The sequence below is a fragment of the Acidisoma sp. L85 genome, from assembly GCF_009765865.1.
Classification (GTDB): domain Bacteria; phylum Pseudomonadota; class Alphaproteobacteria; order Acetobacterales; family Acetobacteraceae; genus Acidisoma.
The window spans coordinates 151,100-170,322 of record NZ_LMUQ01000049.1; the positions used below are offsets into that span (position 1 = coordinate 151,100).

The 19,223-nt window shown below is 65.2% G+C and carries 19 protein-coding genes; 6 read left to right on the forward strand and 13 right to left on the reverse strand.

The window, feature by feature from the left end:
• Positions 1-398, forward strand: a 398-nt coding sequence (locus GSQ83_RS14885; RefSeq protein ID WP_216850204.1) for a hypothetical protein, incomplete at its 5' end; no start/stop codon positions are given.
• 6 nt (positions 399-404) lie between these two features.
• Here GSQ83_RS14885 and GSQ83_RS14890 read toward each other — a convergent pair.
• Entirely contained in the window at positions 405-1,523 is a 1,119-nt protein-coding gene (locus GSQ83_RS14890; RefSeq protein WP_158803646.1) for an FAD-binding oxidoreductase, read from the reverse strand.
• Between the two features lie 73 nt (positions 1,524-1,596).
• Here GSQ83_RS14890 and GSQ83_RS14895 point away from each other — a divergent pair, with 73 nt between their 5' ends.
• Entirely contained in the window at positions 1,597-1,932 is a 336-nt protein-coding gene (locus GSQ83_RS14895; protein WP_158803647.1) for a hypothetical protein, read from the forward strand.
• On the opposite strand, the gene GSQ83_RS14900 is transcribed toward GSQ83_RS14895, so the two are convergent.
• From GSQ83_RS14900 to GSQ83_RS14920, 5 genes are read right to left on the reverse strand one after another with little or no spacing between them, the layout of a single operon-like run.
• Entirely contained in the window at positions 1,929-3,122 is a 1,194-nt protein-coding gene (locus GSQ83_RS14900) for an FAD-binding oxidoreductase (protein ID WP_254065701.1), read from the reverse strand. The genes GSQ83_RS14895 and GSQ83_RS14900 overlap by 4 nt on opposite strands.
• An 11-nt stretch (positions 3,123-3,133) precedes the next feature.
• Positions 3,134-4,705 carry an FAD-dependent oxidoreductase gene (locus tag GSQ83_RS14905; RefSeq protein WP_158803648.1) on the reverse strand — a complete coding sequence of 524 codons (1,572 nt, stop codon included), beginning with the start codon at positions 4,703-4,705 and terminating at the stop codon, positions 3,134-3,136.
• On the reverse strand, positions 4,705-5,970 hold the full coding sequence (locus GSQ83_RS14910) for a cystathionine gamma-synthase family protein (RefSeq protein ID WP_158803649.1): 1,266 nt from the start codon (positions 5,968-5,970) through the stop codon (positions 4,705-4,707). The genes GSQ83_RS14905 and GSQ83_RS14910 overlap by 1 nt, the downstream gene beginning before the upstream one ends.
• Positions 5,970-7,022, reverse strand: a complete 1,053-nt coding sequence (locus GSQ83_RS14915) for a flavin reductase family protein (protein ID WP_158803650.1) — start codon at positions 7,020-7,022, stop codon at positions 5,970-5,972. The genes GSQ83_RS14910 and GSQ83_RS14915 overlap by 1 nt, the downstream gene beginning before the upstream one ends.
• Positions 7,023-7,080: 58 nt before the next feature.
• Positions 7,081-8,325 (reverse strand): SRPBCC family protein, encoded by a 1,245-nt coding sequence (locus tag GSQ83_RS14920; protein WP_158803651.1) that lies wholly within the window; start codon positions 8,323-8,325, stop codon positions 7,081-7,083.
• Positions 8,326-8,659: 334 nt separating this feature from the next.
• On the opposite strand from GSQ83_RS14920, the gene GSQ83_RS14925 reads away from it, so the two are divergent.
• Positions 8,660-8,866, forward strand: coding sequence for a cold-shock protein (locus tag GSQ83_RS14925; protein ID WP_158803652.1), 207 nt, complete (start codon positions 8,660-8,662; stop codon positions 8,864-8,866).
• Positions 8,867-8,954: 88 nt separating this feature from the next.
• Complete coding sequence (locus tag GSQ83_RS29645) at positions 8,955-9,119, forward strand: hypothetical protein (RefSeq protein ID WP_174246666.1); 165 nt, start codon at positions 8,955-8,957, stop codon at positions 9,117-9,119.
• A 658-nt stretch (positions 9,120-9,777) separates the two neighbouring features.
• Here GSQ83_RS29645 and rpsA read toward each other — a convergent pair.
• The 3 genes from rpsA to aroA all read right to left on the reverse strand — a co-directional run bounded on the left by rpsA (position 9,778) and on the right by aroA (position 13,759).
• On the reverse strand, positions 9,778-11,502 hold the full coding sequence (gene rpsA, locus GSQ83_RS14930) for a 30S ribosomal protein S1 (RefSeq protein WP_158803653.1): 1,725 nt from the start codon (positions 11,500-11,502) through the stop codon (positions 9,778-9,780).
• 251 nt (positions 11,503-11,753) lie between these two features.
• Complete coding sequence (gene cmk, locus GSQ83_RS14935) at positions 11,754-12,407, reverse strand: (d)CMP kinase (RefSeq protein WP_158803654.1); 654 nt, start codon at positions 12,405-12,407, stop codon at positions 11,754-11,756.
• Complete coding sequence (gene aroA, locus GSQ83_RS14940) at positions 12,404-13,759, reverse strand: 3-phosphoshikimate 1-carboxyvinyltransferase (protein WP_158803655.1); 1,356 nt, start codon at positions 13,757-13,759, stop codon at positions 12,404-12,406. Before aroA ends, cmk begins: the two co-directional genes overlap by 4 nt.
• 126 nt (positions 13,760-13,885) lie before the next feature.
• On the opposite strand from aroA, the gene GSQ83_RS14945 reads away from it, so the two are divergent.
• Positions 13,886-14,221: a TIGR02300 family protein gene (locus GSQ83_RS14945; RefSeq protein WP_158803656.1), complete on the forward strand. Its 336-nt coding sequence runs from the start codon at positions 13,886-13,888 to the stop codon at positions 14,219-14,221.
• A 54-nt stretch (positions 14,222-14,275) separates the two neighbouring features.
• Positions 14,276-15,781, forward strand: a complete 1,506-nt coding sequence (locus GSQ83_RS14950; protein WP_158803657.1) for a diguanylate cyclase domain-containing protein — start codon at positions 14,276-14,278, stop codon at positions 15,779-15,781.
• Positions 15,782-15,787: 6 nt separating this feature from the next.
• On the opposite strand, the gene GSQ83_RS14955 is transcribed toward GSQ83_RS14950, so the two are convergent.
• The 4 genes from GSQ83_RS14955 to GSQ83_RS14970 all read right to left on the reverse strand — a co-directional run.
• The gene (locus GSQ83_RS14955) at positions 15,788-16,573 is read right to left on the reverse strand and encodes an ABC transporter permease (RefSeq protein ID WP_158803658.1); all 786 of its coding nucleotides are present in this window, start codon (positions 16,571-16,573) and stop codon (positions 15,788-15,790) included.
• A 10-nt stretch (positions 16,574-16,583) separates the two neighbouring features.
• The gene (locus GSQ83_RS14960) at positions 16,584-17,453 is read right to left on the reverse strand and encodes an ABC transporter permease (RefSeq protein ID WP_158803659.1); all 870 of its coding nucleotides are present in this window, start codon (positions 17,451-17,453) and stop codon (positions 16,584-16,586) included.
• Positions 17,450-17,965, reverse strand: coding sequence for a hypothetical protein (locus GSQ83_RS14965; protein WP_158803660.1), 516 nt, complete (start codon positions 17,963-17,965; stop codon positions 17,450-17,452). The genes GSQ83_RS14960 and GSQ83_RS14965 overlap by 4 nt, the downstream gene beginning before the upstream one ends.
• A gap of 175 nt (positions 17,966-18,140) precedes the next feature.
• On the reverse strand, positions 18,141-19,223 hold a 1,083-nt coding region (locus GSQ83_RS14970), incomplete at its 5' end, for an ABC transporter substrate-binding protein (RefSeq protein WP_158803661.1).

Genomic DNA, 19,223 nt, shown 5'->3' on the forward strand with positions numbered 1-19,223 from the left:
AGTCTGGTGCCGGTCCGCAAACCGTGGAGGGCATGAGCCCGGTCGGCACCGTGGAGATGCACCAGGTCCAGGCCGCCTATATCGGCAGCGCGAGTGGCGGCGCTGGGACGCTCTTCTTCAATGGTCAGAGCTATCCCTTCGACATCGGTGGCGTGGGAATTGGCGGCATCGGCGCCTCGAGTATCGAGGCGACTGGCGACGTCTATGGGCTCCAGACCGTCGCGCAATTCGCCGGCTCTTATGGGCAAGGCCGCTATGGCTACGCTCTTGGAGATATGAGCGGCGGCGACATGTGGCTGAAGAACGAAAAGGGCGTGGTCCTCCATCTGCGCGCGAAGCGGGAAGGGCTGATGTTAAGCCTCGGCGGTGACGTAATGGTCATCAAGTTCACGCAGTAGTCGCGCCTACACGGTCTCCAGCCCGGCGGCGAGCCGCGTGATCTGCGCCTCCGGACGTTCGCCGCTCAGCGCCTGCGCGGCGAATTCACCGGTCAGCGGGCCGAGCTTGAAGCCATGGCCGGAGCAGGCACTGATGATCCAGCCGCGCGCGCCGACGGCACGCTGCACGAAGTGCTCGTCCTCGGTCACCGTATAGAAGCAGGCTTTGCGCTCCAGGACCATGTAGCGGTCGAAATCGTGGATCGCGAGGGGAAGCACGCGCATCAGCCGGGCGACATCCTGATCGGTCGCGGTGCGATCTTCATCCGCATCGCCACGGCGCGTGAAGACGTGGTCGCCGATCTTGAGCCGCGTGCCGCGCCGGGGAGGTAGCATGTAGCAACTGCTCTCGTCGCCGATATCGGCCATCACGGGCGCCTCGGACCAGGCATGGGCGAGGTCGGACGGCGGGGCGAGGAACATGACCGCTTGCCGGGACGGTACCGCTTCCGGCCGTAAACTCGGAACCAGCCGGTCGTTCCAGGCGCCGGCCGCCATGACGACGCGATCGCCGCCGAAGACACGGCCATCGCTGGTGACAGTCGCTCGCTCGGGGTCGATTTCACTGACGAGACTGTAGCTGTGGAAGACGACGCCGCGGCCGGCGAGATGAACCACGAGATCCGTCAGGATGCGCACGGGAAAGAGCATCCCGGCGCCATCGGTTTCCACGATCCGCGTGACGGTCTCGAGGTTGAGCATGGGGAAGCGGGCGGCGGCGCGCGCGAGGGGAATGTCGCGGTAGCCGATGTTCATCTCGGTCAGGGAGCGGGACGTGCTGGGGTACCAGGGATTGTCGCCACGCATGAAATAGACTGCGCCACAGGGGTCGTAATGGGTGGCACCGATATCACGCCAGATCTGGTCCCACATCCGGAAAGCCTCGGGCATGAGCGCCGCATAGCCTTCCCATTCGCCATAGGCGTGGCGGGTGATGCGGTGTTCGTCCCAGGAGGAGGCTTTGGGATTTGGGATCGGCCCCTGCTCAAAGACCTCCACGGCGTAGCCGCGCCGCGTCAATGCCCAAGCAGTGGCGAGACCCGCGATGCCAGCACCGACGATGAGGATTTTTCCGCGAGCAGTCATGGCGATCTCCAGGGACGATTCAGACGGTATCAACGATTGGTCAGGCAAGCTTTAACCTCACTCAGGGCTAGCCATGAACGACATGCGCCTTCATCACGTTGTGAGTTATTTCCGGCAGCCCGAATGCAACGGTAACGAAGATGGACATTTCACGCCGGCGGTAGATGCGGCGCGGCTTCCCAGGGAACAACAGATCCTCGCGATGCAGAATTTCCTCAGCCGGGAGAAGCTCTCGCCGCCGCTCAAGCGCATGCTGGGAGCGCTCTATCGGCCGAATAGAAGCAGGAGCGAAAGCTCATTGTACGAAGGTCTCAAACACATCCTGGCGCTGTATTTGCAGAACAGGAGGCATCCAGTTCCGCGACCCGGCCCCCGTCGAGGTGAGATCCAAAGCATAGCAGCTGGCTAGAGTATAGCCGCGTTCCGTTGCGTGGTCGTTGCCGCCGATACTCCCGATGGCACCCATCCCTGCCTTTCGCGCCAGTCACGTGGCAGGTTGGAGAAGCGGTCCAGGCCGAGCTTGTCGATGTCGGCGAAGCTGCAGCGGCCCTCCATCACAAGATCACGAATCGCGTGGCCGGTCGCCGGGGAAAGGCCAAAGCCGACGCTGCTCATCGTTGTCACAATAAGATTGTCGGGTTCGCGCAGACGCTCGATTACTGGGCGGCCATCCGGCGTGTTTTCGATGATGCCGGCCCAACTGCGGATCACGCGCACATGCGCGGCTTTGGGAAACAGTTCGACCAGGCGTTTCGACAAGTTCTGCAGTAGTTGCGTGGAGGGGCGGGCGGTGCTGCCGCCGATCGCAGGCGTATCTTCCAGCCATTCATGCGGGCCGCCGCCATAGGCGAGATTGCCGCGTAGCGTCTGCCGTCCGTAGAGTCCGTTGCCATCGACACCGCCGATCGCCATGAGCGGCAGGGGCTCGGTCACGATCATCTCCGCCCGAGCCGGAGCCATGGGCAGGTAAATGCCGATTGTCTCCAACAAAGCTGCTGTCTGTGGCCCGGCGGCGAGTACCAGATGGTCGCAGTCAAAACGCCCGCGATCGGTTTCGACGGCTTTTATGTGGCCGCCTTCCATCACCAGCGACGAGACCGCCGTATGCTGGAGGATGCGGGCGCCGTGATCCTGCGCCGCCCAGGCGTAGGCCTGCACGGTTCGCTGTGGATTCGCCTGGCCGCCGAAACGGTAATGCACGGCTCCGACAACGTTGTCGCCAGCCAGCGGCACGAGCGAGCGCGTCTGCTTCGCGTCCAATATGTCGTAGTGGTAGCCCATGCCTTTGCAGATATCGCCGTGGTCCTGATATTGCGCCAGCTGCGCCTGCGTCAGCGCGATGATCACGCGCTCGCGACGGTATTCCGTGGGATAGCCGAGCAGCTCATCCATCTGCGGCCATAGCCGCTGCTCCTCGTCGAAGAGCGGGCTTTGGTAATGCGTGCAACCGCCGCCGTTGCGGCCAGAAGCTTCCCAGCCGACGATGCCCTTCTCGATGACGAGAACATCCACGCCCTCGCGCGCCAGCCACCAGGCGGCGCTCAGGCCCGTCACTCCGCCGCCGATGATGATGACGGAGGCCGCTTTTCTGTCGCTCACGGCAGCGTCCTTCAGAAATGCATCATGCGGCCGGCGCGGTCGATTTCGCGCTCGGTGCCGATATCGGCGTAGGGAATCCACTGTTTGCGGATGCCGAACCACACGTTCCAACCCTCCGCCATCTCGGGCGATTCATCGGCCGCCGCCAGCACGCCGAGCGGCAGCGGACGCACCGGCGCGCGGTAGCCGGCAAGTGCGACCTGGGCGAGCGGCACATCGGCGCCGATCGCGAGGAGCATCGCCACCTGTTCCCGGCAGCGGCGCGCCTGACATGGACCCATGCAGGCACGTGTGAGGCGCTTGATCTGATCCTGGTTGACCGGACCGTCTTGCGTGAGTGTCGAGATATCGCGGCGATCGATTGGCGCGCCGAGGTAGCGCGGTGGTTGCACCGTGAGCACGTCGCGCCGCGTCACCTCCTCGCAGGAACAGGCCACGACATCGAGCCCGCCAGCGGCGATGAGCGCGCGCATCCACTCCATGTGATAGGCGTCGGTGTCGGCCGGCGCCAACGGCGTGCGGACTGACGGTTCGGCTGCGGTCACCTCGTGGCCGAGCGAGCGCATTACGCTCCGCGCGATGACGCGGCCATCTACGGCGGCGTCACCGCCCAACCCAGCGCAGTCGCCGGCAAAGAAGACGCCATCGGGTGCGTTTTCCACGGTCGGCACATAGGCCCCGGCATCACTGCGGCGGAGACGGGCGCCTGCCACGTCGGCAAGCTCCACCACGGGAACTGCGCCGATCGCCAATACGATCGTGTCGCAGCTGACGGCCCGCTGATTGCCGCTGCCGACATCGGCGAGTATGGCGCTGGCTACGCCCTCGGCTGTGCCGCGTGCTTCCTGAATTGCGTGGCCCGTAATGACTTCCACGCCGCGCGCGACAAGTGCGGAGACGTCGGCTTGCGGCGCGCTTCGCACCTCAACCAGCGCCGCGACCTCGAGGCCGCGATTGAACGCGAGCGTCGCGGTCTGCACCGCGAGGTCGCCTGAGCCGAGGATGACGAGGCGGTGGCCGTTAAACGCCTCGTAACGGGTAAGGAGGCTGGAGAATCCCAGCGCGCCGATCACCCCCGGCGTCTCGAAACCGGCGAAGCTGTAGACGAGGTCACGCGCGCCAGTCGCAATGATTAGATGTTTGAAACCGCAGAGCCAGGAGCGTGCCTCATCCGCCAAGCCCACAGCCGGTCCGGGAAGCGATTTCAGGTTCGGACCGGCCACAAAGGCGCCCCAGGCATAAGTGCCGAGCCGCACATCGACGCCAAGCTCGAAGGCTTCCTCAAGACCCGGATTCGTCGCCAGCAATTGCTCCGTCATGCGGCCCTGATTCTGCACGGCGGCTGTCCAGCGGTTGCCGAAGAGCAACGGCACATCCATGCCGACGAGACCCGCGCCTAGCGGGTTCTCATCGACCAGCATCACTTGCACGCCCGCGCGGGCGGCCTCGATGGCGGCGGCGAGGCCCGCTTCACCCGCGCCGATCACCAGTAGCTCGACGCTCTCCGCGACCGCCGCATGCTTGGCGCCGATGGCGTGGAAATCTGTGCCGTCCTCGTCGTGACGGGGCGCTTCATCTTCCATCAGACGGCCTCCAAGGCTTGTTCGAGGTCGGCGATCAGGTCATCGGCATTCTCGATGCCGATGGAGACGCGCATCGTGGCGGGGCCGATGCCGACCTCGGCACGCAGTGCTTCTGGCACCGCGTAATGCGTCGTCGTCGCCGGGTGACAGATGAGCGTTTCGGTGCCGCCCAAGCTGACCGCGAAGCGCAGCAATTTCAGGCGGTCGAGGAAGCGGGAAGCCGCCGCCTCATCGCCGCGTGTGCTGAACGAAAAGGTCGAGCCCGCGCCGCCGCATTGCCGATCGAAGACCGCGCGGTCGGGCATACCCTCCTCAAGGAAACCGAGATAGGTGATGCCGGCGATCTTCGGATGGTCGCGCAGATACTCCGCCACAACGCGCGCATTCCGCCCCGCGCGCTCGGTTCGCAGCGACATGGTTTCGACGGACCGGAGCAGCATCCAGCAGCTATGGGGATCGCAATGACAACCGAGCAGGGTCCGCAGCTTTTTGAGTTGGCCCACGAGAGCGGCCGATCCGCTCACGCTTCCGGCGAGGAAGTCGCTGTGCCCACCAGCATATTTCGTGAGTGAGGTGACACAGAGATCGGCGCCTTGCTCCAGCGGCGACTGCAGGAATGGGCCGAGGAAGGTGTTGTCGACCGACACGATCGGCCGCCGCCCCTGGGTCAGCGCGATACGGTCGGCAAGGCGGGCGATAAGGGCGATATCGGCGATGGTGCCGATTGGGTTGGTTGGGGTCTCCACCATGATCAAAGCAAGCGGGCCACGCGCCGTCGCGGCGTTCGCGATCTCGGTGAGATGCGCCTCGTCCGTGCCATCCGTGAATCCGAAGGGCGTGATACCCATTTCGTTGAGATGGGTGTGCAGCAGCATGTCGGTGCCGCCATAGATCGGCCGGCTGTGCATCACGGTATCGCCAGGACGCAGGAAGTTCAGCGCGAGCGTCGAAATCGCCGCCATGCCGGAAGAAAACAGCGCGGCATCCTCGGCGCCATCCAGGGCCGCGACGCGGGCTTGCGCCATGACGAGATTGGGGTGGTCCAGACGGGCATAGATGAAGCCAGGCGCGCCACGCTCCGGCACCGCGCCATCAAAGAAGGCACGGTGGACCTCTTTCGCATTCGCGGCGGAGGGATAGACGAAGGTCGAGGTCATGTAGATCGGCGGCTTGGCGGCGCCGCCATGCTCGGCCGGATCATAGCCCGCGCCGACCGCGAGGGTTTCGAGGCTCAGCCGGCGGTCGGTCTCGGGCAATCCCGCCATCACAGCATCTCCAGCGTCAGGTTCGATCGGGCGTAGGAGCAGCAGGCGAGGATCTCGCCAGCCGCGATCTCGTCTTCCTCGATGCCGCCCTGGTCCTTCATCTCGACCTCACCGCTGATGCGGCGGATACGGCAGGTGCCGCAGATACCTTCCCCGCAGGCATAGGGGATGGCAAGGCCGAGTCGGGTGGCAACGGCGAGCAAAGTCTCCTCGGGTCCCGCTTCCGCTTCCTTGCCGGAGGGTTCGAAGCGGAGGCGGTGGCGGCCGCTCGCGGTGGTTCGGGCTGAGGGCGCGGCGGGTGTGCCGGTCAGTTCGGGGATCGGGACGGCGGTGAAGGCTTCCTTGCGGAAAGCGCCAGCCGGCCCGCCGGCCGCGGCGTGGGCCTGTTCGACCGCCGCCATGAAGCCGACGGGGCCGCAGCAAAAGACTTCTCGGATGGCTAGATCTGGCGACATGGCGGCGAAGGCGGCGGCATCGGGCCGGGTGGCGCCGCCGGTTGCGAGCCAGTCCAGCTTCCAGGTGCCGAGCTCAGCGGCGATGGCCTCGATCTCAGGCTTGAACAGCCAGTCGGCTTGGGTGCGGCCGAGATGGACGTAGTGAACCGGTGTGCGGTCTGTGATGTCGCGCATCCAGCGGGCGATGGCCGCCATCGGTGTGGCGCCGCTGCCGGCCGAGACGAGCAGAAGCGGGCGGGCAGGCGGCGCGGTAAGGCAAAAGGGTCCAGCGGGCGGCATGGCCTTCAACCGCATGCCGGGCGCGAGCTGCGCATGCATCCAGGCGGTGCCGCCGCTTTCCGCGCTTGTGCCGTCCTGCCGTTTGTTGGTGATCGAGATCGAATCATGTTGCTCCGGAGAGGAGGCGATCGTGAAACAGCGCCAGACGGGGCCGCTCGGCAGAGGTAGTTCGAGCGTGACGAACTGGCCGGCATAGAAGTGGACGAAGGCACCGGATTCCGGGGCCATGCGGAAGGTCTTCACCCCTGGCGCCTCGTCCGATATGTCGAGGCAGCGCAGCCGGTCCTCGCCGCCGCGCCAGAATCCAGAAACGCTCATCGCTTCCATGTGGCATGACGAAGAGGCTGGGTCAGGCGCAAAGCGGTATCCAACCAAGTCAGGCGGCGATAGCGGCGCTGCTGGTCGGCGTCCGGGCCGCCTGCTGTTCGTCGAGGAAAGCGCGCGCGGTCGCGCAGTAGTAGTCGGTGAAGCGATGCACCAGGGCTTCCGATATCTCGGAATAGGGGCCAGGCGTATAGGCGGGTGAGTTGACGCCGCGCTGGTTGAGTTCGCAGAGGTCGCGGTCCTGCAGATTGGTGGTGTCCCAAAGCTCGACGAGCTTGGCGAGGTCGTAGTCCACTCCCTCGACGGCATCCTTGTGGACCAGCCACTTGCCGATCACCAAGGTTTCCCGCGCGTTGATGGGTTGGCAGTAGAAGGTGAAGGTGAAGTCGCCGGTGGAGTGGGCGAAGCTGTTCGGTTCAAGCGCCCAGCGCAGGCTGCCGATATCGCCATCGCCAGTCGGGCACATGAGCTTGGCGACGCCCCGGCTGCCATCCATGGTCATCGACACCGCGCCCTCATTGAGCGGAAAGCGGGCGGCTTGCCACCAAGCGCCCTCGGCCGGAGCGCTCGGCAGGACAAGCTGAAGCATGCGGCGGTCGAAATTCGCTTCATGCTCGCTGATCGTCTCGAAATTGCCCTTGGCGAAGATCGGGAAGGTGATCGCGAGCTCGGGGTGGCGGCCCGCGCAGTGGTAGCACTCGCGCGCATTCTCCATCACCAACTTCCAGTTGGCCCGTTCCAGCAGTGTCGCCGTGTGGACGACCTTGGCGTTCTGGAAGTTGTGCACCGCCAGCATGGGGCCGACCGCGCGGCGATAGGGCTCGAAATCCGGCGGGGTCTCGGCGAGGCAGGCGTAAACGGTTCCGGCGACGGTCTCGACATGGATCGGCCGCAGCCCGTGCTGGGCCGGGTCGAAGCCGTCCTGCATGCGGCCGGCGAAGATGAGCTTGCCAGCGAGGTCGTAGGTCCATTGATGATAGGGGCAAACAAGCCGCGCCGCCTTGCCCGAACCCTCGGGGCAGAGCTCCGCGCCCCGATGACGACAGGTATTGTGGAAGCCACGGATTTGGCCGGAGCGGTCGCGGATGAGAATAACCGGCGCGTCCCCGATCTTGATCGACTGGTAACTGCCGGTCGCGGGGAACTCGATCTCGAAGCCGACATGCATCCAGGCGCGCCGGAATAACGCGACTTGGTCGAAGGTGAAGACCTCCTCATCCAGGTAGAGCGAGCGGGGCAGGGAGTGGCCAGGCGGGCGAGCATCGAAGGCGGCGGCGATCCTGGCGTAATCCTGCATGAACCCCTCTTTCCTGTACGTACTCTAGTCCGGCTCTCGTCCGGGCGCCGCCATTGGTCGCCCAGTGGAGGCGCCGTTGCGTCTTCGGAGATGACATCATCGCCTCGGCGGCAAGCAAATCGTATTTGCCGATAGACCCATCGCAATTCGCGCGATCAGGTTCGGCTCTGCGCAATTGGACCTAGCAATCCCTTGTGGAAGCGTTCATACGGGCGCCTCGGCGCTTTTCATCAAGGGCTTTCGTGTTTCGGCCTGCTCGCGCAGCCGGCGCCTTCCCAATGCAAAAGTAGTTTCGGCCCGCATGTTGCGGGTTGCCGGTGCGAGGAGAGACCCGATGGCTAAGGGGAAGGTTAAGTGGTTCAACGCCACCAAAGGTTACGGATTTATCGAGCCTGAGGACGGCACCGCCGATGTGTTCGTGCACATCTCCGCGGTCGAGCGTTCCGGGCTCGGCGGCCTGAACGAGGGCCAGGTGGTCAGCTTCGATCTCGAGCGTGGCCAGAAGGGTAAGATGGCGGCGGTCAATCTCCGCGCTTCCTGATCCCAGGCGGCCCGGCGCGTGACCATGGCGCCGGGCTAGCCGCGCTAGCGGCAAGCTCAAGAGGGAGAGGAGAGTCGAAGCCTTGGCAATGAAGCCGAACTACAACCAGCAGCGTGCCGAGCGTGACCGTCTGAAACGGGCCCGCAAAGAAGAGAAGGCGCGCGAGCAGGAAGATGCCCGCGCCCGCCGTCGCGCCGAGCAGGACGCTCCCGCGACAAGCGAGCCGGCTGCTACCGAAGAACCGCAGGCCTAGTTCCGGCCTGCGGCCGGCATCCCAGGGTGTGACGCCGCGTGCGTTTCACTCGCGGAGGATGAGCCGTGCGTTCGCGAAGATCGCTGACGAGGTCTGGGACCTCGGTTTCGGGGTCGTCGCGGCCGCGAATGGGATCGGCCTTGGCGATCCGCCGGCCGCTCCACCCTCATTACCATCGACAAGCATATGCTGGGCGCTGCGGCCGACATCGATGTCGGCCGGCGTTCGCGGCGAGACTTTGCGGTTGCGCCGGTCATTCTACCTCGTTGCCCTGGCGGCCAACTCACTGGCGAGGCCGCCTAACAGCTCATCGGCGGGGAAGGCGACGAGGCGGCTGTAAATGCGCTGCTCGCGAGCTATGCGCCCGCGGTACGTAGCTCGCTCCCCCTGCCCGGGAGGGCTTTGGGATGGGTTGATACGGGCAACGCCGCCCACTATCGCCGCAAGTACCCACCCCTAGCCTCTCTCTTGCAGCGAGGAGGGTGAAGAGCATGCGCGCCCGCTCGCCCGTTTAATCGCGCCCGGACGTCCTGACTTCGAAGAACGTGAATAAGGGTCGGTGAACGCATCCGTCCGCGAGCGCGCAGCGCCTGCACCCCCCACAACGAAAAACGGCCTTCCCCATCTCTGGGGAAGGCCGTTTCGGGGAGCCGGTAGCTTAGCTGTCTTGGCTCTGCTGGTTCCGGCGGCGGATCGCGGCGCCCAGGATGTCGCCGAGCGACGCACCCGAGTCCACGCTGCCGTATTCCTGCACCGCCTGCTTGTCCTCATCCATCTCCTTGCCACGGATGGTGAGAGCGAGCTTGCGGGCCGCACGGTCGATCGAGACGATCTTCGCATCGACCTTCTCGCCGACGGCGAAGCGGTCGGGGCGCTGGTCGCCCTTGTCGCGCGCCAGTTCGGCGCGACGGATGAAGCCCGTCAGCAGGTCGTCGACCTGAACTTCGATGCCGTTGGCCTGAACCGCCGTCACCACGCAGGTCACGATATCGCCCTTGTGGACGCGATCGAAGATGCCGGCCGCCGGATCATCACGCAGCTGCTTGATGCCGAGGCTGATGCGCTCCTTCTCCACGTCGACGTCGAGCACCTTGGCCTTGATGACCTGGCCCTTCTCGAAATGGGCAATGGCCTGCTCGCCCTGCTCGTCCCAGGACAGGTCGGACATATGGACCATGCCGTCGATATCCGCGGTGATGCCGATGAAGAGACCGAATTCCGTAATGTTGCGGATTTCTCCCTCGACCTCGGTGCCGATCGGATGCTCGTCGACGAACTGCTCCCAGGGGTTGCGCTGAACCTGCTTGAGGCCGAGCGAGATGCGGCGTTTGCCGGCATCCACGTCCAGCACCAGCACATCGACTTCCTGGCTGGTCGCCACGATCTTGCCCGGGTGGACGTTCTTCTTCGTCCAGGACATTTCGGAGACATGAACCAGACCCTCGACCCCGGCCTCCAGCTCCACGAAGGCGCCGTAGTCGGTGATGTTGGTGACGCGGCCCGCGAACTTGGCGCCCGGCGGATACTTCGCCGCGACACCCTCCCAGGGGTCGATCTCCAGCTGCTTCATGCCGAGGCTGATGCGCTGGGTTTCCTGGTTAAAGCGGATGACCTGCACCTTGACGGGCTGGCCGATCTGCAGCGCCTCGGACGGATGGTTGATCCGGCGCCAGGCGATGTCGGTCACATGCAGCAGGCCGTCCACGCCACCGAGATCGACGAAGGCGCCGTAATCGGTGATGTTCTTGACCACGCCGTCCAGGATCATGCCTTCCTTGAGGCCCTGGATGAGCTCGCTGCGCTGCTCGGCGCGCGTCTCCTCCAGCACCGCACGGCGCGACACGACGATGTTGCCGCGGGCACGGTCCATCTTGAGAATCTGGAAAGGCTGCGGCGTGCCCATGAGCGGGCCGACGTCGCGGACGGGGCGGATATCGACCTGGCTGCCCGGCAGGAAGGCCACGGCGCCGCCGAGATCGACGGTGAAGCCGCCCTTGACGCGGCTGTAGATCGTGCCGTTGACCCGCTGGTTCGCGGCATGGGCCTTTTCGAGGTTCGACCAGGCCTCCTCGCGGCGGGCCTTCTCGCGCGAGAGCACGATGGTGCCGTCACGGTCCTCGTAGCGCTCGACATAAAGCTCGACGACATCGCCCTCGGCGACCTCGGGCTTCTGGCCGGGCGGGCCGAACTCCTTCAGGGGTACGCGGCCTTCGCTCTTCAGGCCCACATCGACGATCACGGCATCGTCGGTGACGCGAAGCACGCGGCCCGAGACGACGGAGCCGTCAAAGCCGGTGTCGCGGCCGAGGGTCTCATCGAGAAGCGAAGCAAAATCCTCCTCCAGCGCGGGATCGCGTTCGCGGAGGGCGGCAATGGCTGACATGTTGCGGTATCTGTCCTTGCACGAGGCGCCGAGCCTTGGCGCTTCTGGGTCTGCGCACCACGCGGCGGGGGATTCCACCGGTCGGGACGGCTTGTCCGCTCATTATTCGGGCGAACCGTATGGGTCTTGTCACATCGGCTGTCGTTCAGAACGGATGAAACGAACGACGTTAGAGCCCCGGGCGCGCGGCCCGTGGATCTGCGGGCGGAGCAATACGCTCACATTCCACCAAGTCAAGGAAAACCCGAGGTTTACCCTCGTGAAACCTTCGCGGCGGCGGGTTGTGCCAGCCGAGCCTTGATAAGCCGCTTGGCGGTCGCCAGTGCCTCGTCGGCGGAAAGGTCGCTGGTATCGAGCTGGATGGCGTCCTCGGCCGGGCGCAGCGGCGCTGCCGCCCGATTGCGGTCGGCTTCGTCGCGTGCGGCCATCTCGGCGCGAACGAGGTCCAGCGACGCCACCGTCCCGCGCTGTTGAAGCTCGACCTGGCGGCGCAGCGCGCGTACCTCGAGCCGGGCGGTAACGAAGAATTTGACCGTCGCTTGAGGCAAAACCACCGTGCCGATGTCTCGCCCATCTAGAACGGCGCCGTTTTTGGCGAAGCCGCGCTGGAAGTCGAGCAGGGCCGCCCGCACACCGGGCTCCGAGGCGACCGCCGCCGCAGCAGCATCCGCCACCGGCCCGCGTAGGTCGTCACGTGCGAGGTCTTCACGAACCAAGGCGCGGGCAGACGCGGTCGCCGCCACGCCGTCCGCAGGATTCTCGCCGCGATCGAGCACCCGGCGTCCGACCGCGCGGTAGAGCAGACCAGTGTCGAGATGCGGCACGCCGAGGCTTGCGGCAAGCTGGCGCGCGAGCGTGCCCTTTCCGGAGGCGGCAGGGCCGTCGATGGCGACCGTGATCGTCATGCCGCGACGAGATCCGCGCCAAGGCCGCGCATGAGCTCGACGAAGCCGGGGAAGCTGGTATCGACGAAGGCAACGTCATCAATCCGGACGGTCGTGCGAGCCGCCAGGCCCAGTACCACGCCCGACATCGCCAGCCGGTGGTCCATCTGGGTCAGCACAGTGCCGCCGCCCTCAGGCGGGCCGCCAGAGCCCACGACCAGCAGGTCGTCGCCCTCGATCGAAACCTTGACGCCATTGGCCTGGAGCATCGCCGCCGTGGCCGTGAGGCGGTCGCTTTCCTTGACGCGCAGCTCCGAGAGGCCGCGGAAGCGGCTGGTGCCTGTGGCGCAGGCGGCGGCGACCGCAAGCACCGGATATTCGTCGATCATGCTCGGCGCTCGCTCCGGCGGCAGATCCACTGCGCGCAAGGTGCCTGCTCGCGCCGTGACATCGCCGATGGGCTCGCCGCCCTCGATGCGTTCATTCGCCACGGACAGGTCAGCGCCCATCTCACGCAGCGCTGCGAAGAGGCCCGTGCGCAGCGGGTTGAGGCCTACCCCTTCGACCGTCACGGCGGAACCGGGCACCAGCAGCGCCGCGACAAGCGGGAAGGCGGCGGAGGAGGGGTCGCCCGGCACCATCACATCGGCGCCGCGTAGAGTCGGACGGCCGGTCAGCGTGATGACTCGACCCGCTCCCTGGATCTCGACGCGAAGCTCGGCGCCGAAATGGCGGAGCATGTTCTCGGTATGATCGCGGGTGGCTTCGGGCTCCTCCACCCGAGTTTCTCCTGGAGCGTTGAGACCGGCGAGCAGGACAGCCGACTTCACCTGTGCTGAGGCGACAGGGAGGCGGTAGGAAAGTGGCTTCGCCTCCGCCGCGCCTTCGATGGCGAGCGGCAGCCGGCCACCGGCGCGACCGGTGAACCGGGCGCCGCAAGCGGCCAGCGGATCCGTGACCCGGCGCATCGGGCGGCCCCGGAGGCTCGCATCCCCGGTAAGCACCGTGAAGATCGGATGGCTCGCCAAGATACCGCAGATCAGCCGGGCGGCGGTGCCGGAATTGCCCATGTCGAGCACGTCGGCGGGCTCCCGCAGCTTGCCGCGCCCTTGGCCCTCGACTCGCCAAGAGCCTTGCGACTCGCGCACCGCATCGGCGCCGAGGGCGCGCATCGCGGCGGCAGTACGCAAAACGTCCTCGCCTTCCAGCAGGCCGGTGATGCGGGTGACGCCCTCGGCCAAAGCGCCGAACATCAAAGCGCGGTGGCTGATCGATTTGTCACCGGGAACGCGGAGGCGCCCGGCCAAAACGCCTCCCGAACGGGCGATCACGGGCCTCGCGCTGGCAGCGAGAGTGGGGTTGGACTGGTCCATCGGCATGTCTCGCCTGGCACGGAAACGCGCGGGGTTCGGAGGAAAACGAAGGCGCGGGTTTGACAGCGGCTCCGTGGGATGGCAAGGGCGCCACCTTTCCAAAACCGGCGACCGACGAGGCTCCTGATGCCCAAGCCTGAACTAGGCACCAAGCGGACCTGCGTGGCCTGTGGCGCGCGGTTCTACGATCTCGGCAAGACACCGCCGATCTGCCCGAAATGCGGCACCGAACAGCCGCCGGAGCAACCGCGCCTGAAACGCGGCGGCAACCCGGTCGAGGACAAGCGGGTCAAGAAGGTGGTTCCCGCGGCTCGCACCGAGGAGCCCGACGCGGAAGTCGAAACCGAGGACGCCGTCGAGGAAGATGAGATCCTTGAGGATGCCGCGGATATCGATGACGACGACGATCCTATCGAGGGGGAAATCGAGGTCGAGAAGGACGTTGACGAGCGCGACCAGTAGGCCGCCGCGCCGGTTGGGCGCGGTAAAGACCGAAGCTAGGGGCCTGGACGCGGGATGAGCGTCCAGGCCGCCGACGGAGCCGCGCCCGGGGCGCGCCGGCTCGCATCCTTCGGCGGCTTGGCGGGGCTCAGTATCATTGCCGCTGTGGTGCTGTTCGCCGCTTGCACCGCGCTGATGCTCGAAAACCGGGAAGATTCACTGCGGCGGGATGACCAGATGGCGCGCAATCTGGTCATCCTGGCGGGCCAGACGGTCGCGCGGGAAATCGATCAGATCGATGGTCAGCTGCGTATGCTGCAAACCGCTCTGCAGTATGGCGCCGGCGCTGTCGCCGCTCCTCGTGCTGGCGTGTCGGGGCAGCCGGGGGGTGGGTTGATTGTGGTCGAGCCGGACGGCCGGCTGATCGCTTCGTCCGGCCCGGCATCGGAGGCCAAGGGCTTCCTGGCGAAGGTGCCGCGACTACTCGCCGAGGTCGGTCCTCCGGTCGATGGGCTTTCCGTTGGCGGTCCCTTCAAACCACCTGGTTCGCCGGTCGCGGTATTGGCGCTCATCCGGCGTTGCGCGCCGGGCCAGTGCGGTGGCGCCGTCGCGGTTGTCGCGCCGCTTTCGATGCAATCGCTCAACGCGACCTTCGGGCGCTTGGCACTCGGACGTCGAGGATCGCTTGTGCTGCTCACGGAGGGCGGCACGCTGATTCTTCGGTTGCCGCATTTTCGCAACGCGATCGGACGGGTCGTGGTTTCGCCCGGCGATCTGGAAGGTGCGACCGGAACCCATATCGTGCACCGGGAGCGACGCTCCGGGGTCGACCACGTATTACGCCGCTACAGCATCGGACAGGTCGGTGACCTGCGGCTGGTGATCGCCGTGGGCGTCGCCGTCAGCGAATTGGCGAGCGGGGTCGGGCTGCTCGCCGCCATCATCGGCGTCCTAGTGCTGCTGCTTTCGGCCACCATTGTCGGCCTGACCCTCGTTCTGGTCCGTGAGGTGCGCCGCACCACGGAGGCCGAGCGGGACGCATTGACCGCGAACCGGCAATTGGCCGAACTCGCGCGCACTGATCAGCTCACGGGGCTGCTCAACCGGCGCGGCTTCGACGAGCATCTGTCGCGGGAATGGCGGCGGGCGCGGCGCAATAACAGGCCGGTCGCGCTGCTGCTCCTCGATGCCGACAACTTCAAGCGTTACAACGACAAGAACGGCCATCAGGCGGGGGACGGCGTGTTGCGGCTGGTTTCCCGCTGCATCACGGATGCGATCCGGCGGCCCGGCGACATCGCGGCGCGTTATGGCGGCGAGGAGTTCGCCGTCGTATTGCCCGATACCGAGTTCGAGGGCGCCGGCCTGATCGCCGAGAACATACGCTCCAGCATCGCGGCGCTGGCGCTGGCGCATGAGGGCAATGGCGAAGCCGGTGTCGTCACGGTCAGTATCGGCTTGAGCTACCACGAGCCTGGACGCACCGATAGCGAAGCGACACTTGTGGGTTCGGCGGATGAGGCGCTGTACGAAGCGAAGAATTCGGGCCGGAACCGCGTGGTGAGTCGCAGGGTGGTTTGAGCGCGGCTATTTGTGCAGCGTCGCGGCACTGCCCATCAGACGTTGAGCGATCAGCACTGGCACGATGGTAAGGGCGATCACGGCGAAAACCACGCAGTTTACCTCGGGCAAATGCTGGCCGAGCCGGATCGCGCCGAAGATCCACAAGGGGAGAGTCGTCTGAGCGCCAGCGGTGAAGGTGGTGACGATTACCTCGTCGAAGGACAAAGCGAAGGCGAGCAATGCGCCGGCGCCGAGCGCGCTCGCGATCATCGGCAGAGTGACCAGACGGAAGCTGCGCCATGGTCCGGCGCCGAGATCCATCGACGCCTCAACCCATGAAGGCGGCAGGCGACGCAGCCGCGCAACGACATTGTTGTATACGATGACTGTGCAGAAGGTCGCGTGGCCGATCACGATGGTCCAGAAGGACAGCCCGATGCCCCAGAGCACGAAATAGGAGTTCAGCGCCATGCCGGTGAGGATGCCGGGCAGCGCGATAGGCAACACAGCGGCGAAGGACACGATCTCGTTGCCGTAGCCCCGCATGCGTTGCACCGCCAGCGCCGCGAGGGTGCCGAAGACGGTAGCAATGATCGTCGCGACCACCGCGACCTCTATCGATAGCCAGAGCGCTGCGCGGACCTCGCCGTCATGCCAGGTCGCGATGAACCATTTCACGCTGTAGACCCCGATCGGCCAGCCCTGGATATTCGAATCCGAGAAGGCGTAGAGCAGGATGATCGCGACCGGCACAAACAGGAACAGCAAGATCACGACTACCGAAAACCAGAGAAGTCCGCGCCCGATCATGTGCTGATCCTCACAACGCGTCGAAGGCGCCGAGGCGGCGCGCGATGAGAAGGTAGCCGGCCATCACCAACAGCGGCAGTACCGCGAAGGCGGCGGCGAAGGGCACGTTGTTGGAGACGCCGACATTCGAGTAGACCACGTTGCCGATGAAGTCCGAACTCGGCCCGCCGACCAGCAGCGGCGTCACGTAGTCGCCGAGCGTGAGCGAGAAGGTAAAGATCGCGCCCGCCGCCAGCCCCGGCAGCGCCAGCGGCACAATGACCCGCCGGAACGTGCGGCCACCCGCCGCGCCGAGATCGCTCGACGCTTCCAACAGCGTCGTGGGAATGCGCTCCAGCGCGGCAAAAAGCGGGAGGATCATGAAGGGCAGCCAGAGGTAGGTGAAGACGATCCACATCGCCCAGTTGGAATAGCCGATCGAGGCTGTCGGCAAACCTAGGCCATGCAGTGCCCAGTTGAGCACGCCGTCATGGGCGAGGATGAGGCGCCAGGCATAGACGCGGGCGAGGTAGCTCGACCACAGCGGCAGCATCACCAGCGCCATGAGCATTGCTCGCAAGCGCGGGCTCGCATGCCGCGCCATGACATAGGCGAAGGGCCAGGCGAGAAGCCCGTCGGTGATCGTGACGGCAAGCGCGATGCCGACGGTGCGGAGCGCGATACGGCCGTAGGTCCAGTCGCTCGCCAGAATGCGGAAGTTGGCGAGCGTCCAGCCGGGCAGGATCTGGCCGGAGAGGTCGTCCACAGTATGCAGCGAGGAGACGAACATCGCCGCCAATGCGAGCAGGTAGAAGGCGACGAACCAGATCGCGGGCAGCGCGAGCAAGCTCGCGATGCGGAGGCGTGGGTGACGCCAGAGGGTGGCTGCGAGGGTCGTCATGGCTTCGGCGACGCACCCCTTCCGCGGACGGGAACCATTTCGACGTTCCCTTCTGTCAGCAACCTTAGGCATTTGTGCACGGTGTTGTAGTACTCACAATACTGCTTATCCAGCAGAACGAGCGGCGGCCGCTTACCGTAGTAAAGCACCTGACCATCTCTAGTGATTGTCACCGTCGCCCGCCCGCCCGGTCGCATTAGTGAGGATGGTTGCCAAAATTCCAGGCTACCATCGTGCCTGGCCATGAGTTTCATGCTGGGCAATCTTTCGCCAGCCTCGAACAAATTAGCGCTTCTTCCGGGCTTCAATTCGGGCGGAATTGCTCTGCCGATGTCCTTTCCCGCCTGAGCGACCGCTGCCTCTGCATCTTCGATGATGTTATGAGGAACGTGGAGTTCCAGCGGATCCCGTATCGGCCTGATAACAATGGTTCTATTGGGCCATTCGGGCGATTTCACGAGTTCCATCAAGCGCTCTCGAAGGACGGGTGGCAGGTCGGTGATTGCGGTCATCGGGCTAACTCCAGTGGACTCCCTCTCAGGTAGGGCGACTAGCCTAGCGGCGAGTAAACGCGAGGCGATCCTGTTCTGGGCTTGAAGTAAATTCTGGACCTATGCGACCGTGTGAATGCGACATGCGCCACCCCCAGCCCCTCCCTTGCAGGGAGGGGAGACAGGCCGCGCATGTTTAGCCCTTGATCTGCTGCCAGGCGCGTTGCCACTCGCCGTAGTTCAGGCAGTCCGATTTGCCATTGCCGCAGTTCCGTAGAGGCGTTTTCCAGAATTTTATCTGGTCGAAATAGCTCGCCGGGGCATTCGCGTGATACTGTGCGCAGGAGCCGGCTTGCTGCTTGTCCATCTCCGGGCAGGCGAGCGTGTTGGCCGGCGTCTCGCCGAAGTAGATCGCCTGTTGTGCCTGAACCGCCGGTGTCGTCACCCAGTTGATCCACTCATAGGCGCAGTTGGGATGGGGCGCGTTCGACGACACCATCCAGGTATCGGCCCAGCCGGTGACGCCCTCCTTCGGCAGCGTATCCGCCACCGGCACCTTGGCCGCCTGCAACGTGTTGGTCATGTAGGGCCAGGAGGCGCCCATCGTGCTGTCGCCGTTCTTCATGAGGTCGATCTGGTCGGACGCCAGCGCCCAATATTTCCGCACCAGAGGACGCTGAGTCTTAAGCAACGCCACAACAGCATCCATTTGCGACTGATTGAGTTCATAGGGATCGGTAATGCCGAGATCGGGCTTCGTCTTCGAGAGATAAAGTGCCGCATCGGCGATCTGGATGGGATTGTCGGGAACCGAAACCAGGCCCTCGTTGGCCGGATCGTAAAGCACGGACCAGGAAGTTGGCGCCGGCGTCACCTTTTGCGTGTTGTAGATCAGGACATTCGGCCCCCATTCATAGGACACGCCGTAATGCACGTCCTTGATCGTATTGAAGTCGGGCGCTTGCAAAGCGGGAATCAGGTGTTGCCAGGCGGGGATCAGCGCCAGATTGATCGGCTGCACATTATGCCCATAGATCAGCCGCAGCGTCGCATCGCCTGAGGCCGAAACGAGGTCATATTGGTTGCCGCCGCCCGACCGCATGAGCGCCACCATCTCGTCCGACGAGCCGGCATATTTGCGATGGACGACGCAGCCGGTCGCGGCGGTGAAAGGCTTCACCCAATCATCTTGCGCATAGCCTTCCCAAGCGACGATGTTGAGCGTGCCTTCGCCTTTGCCGATTGCCTGGAGCGGTGCCGCGGCCGTCGCCGCCTGAGT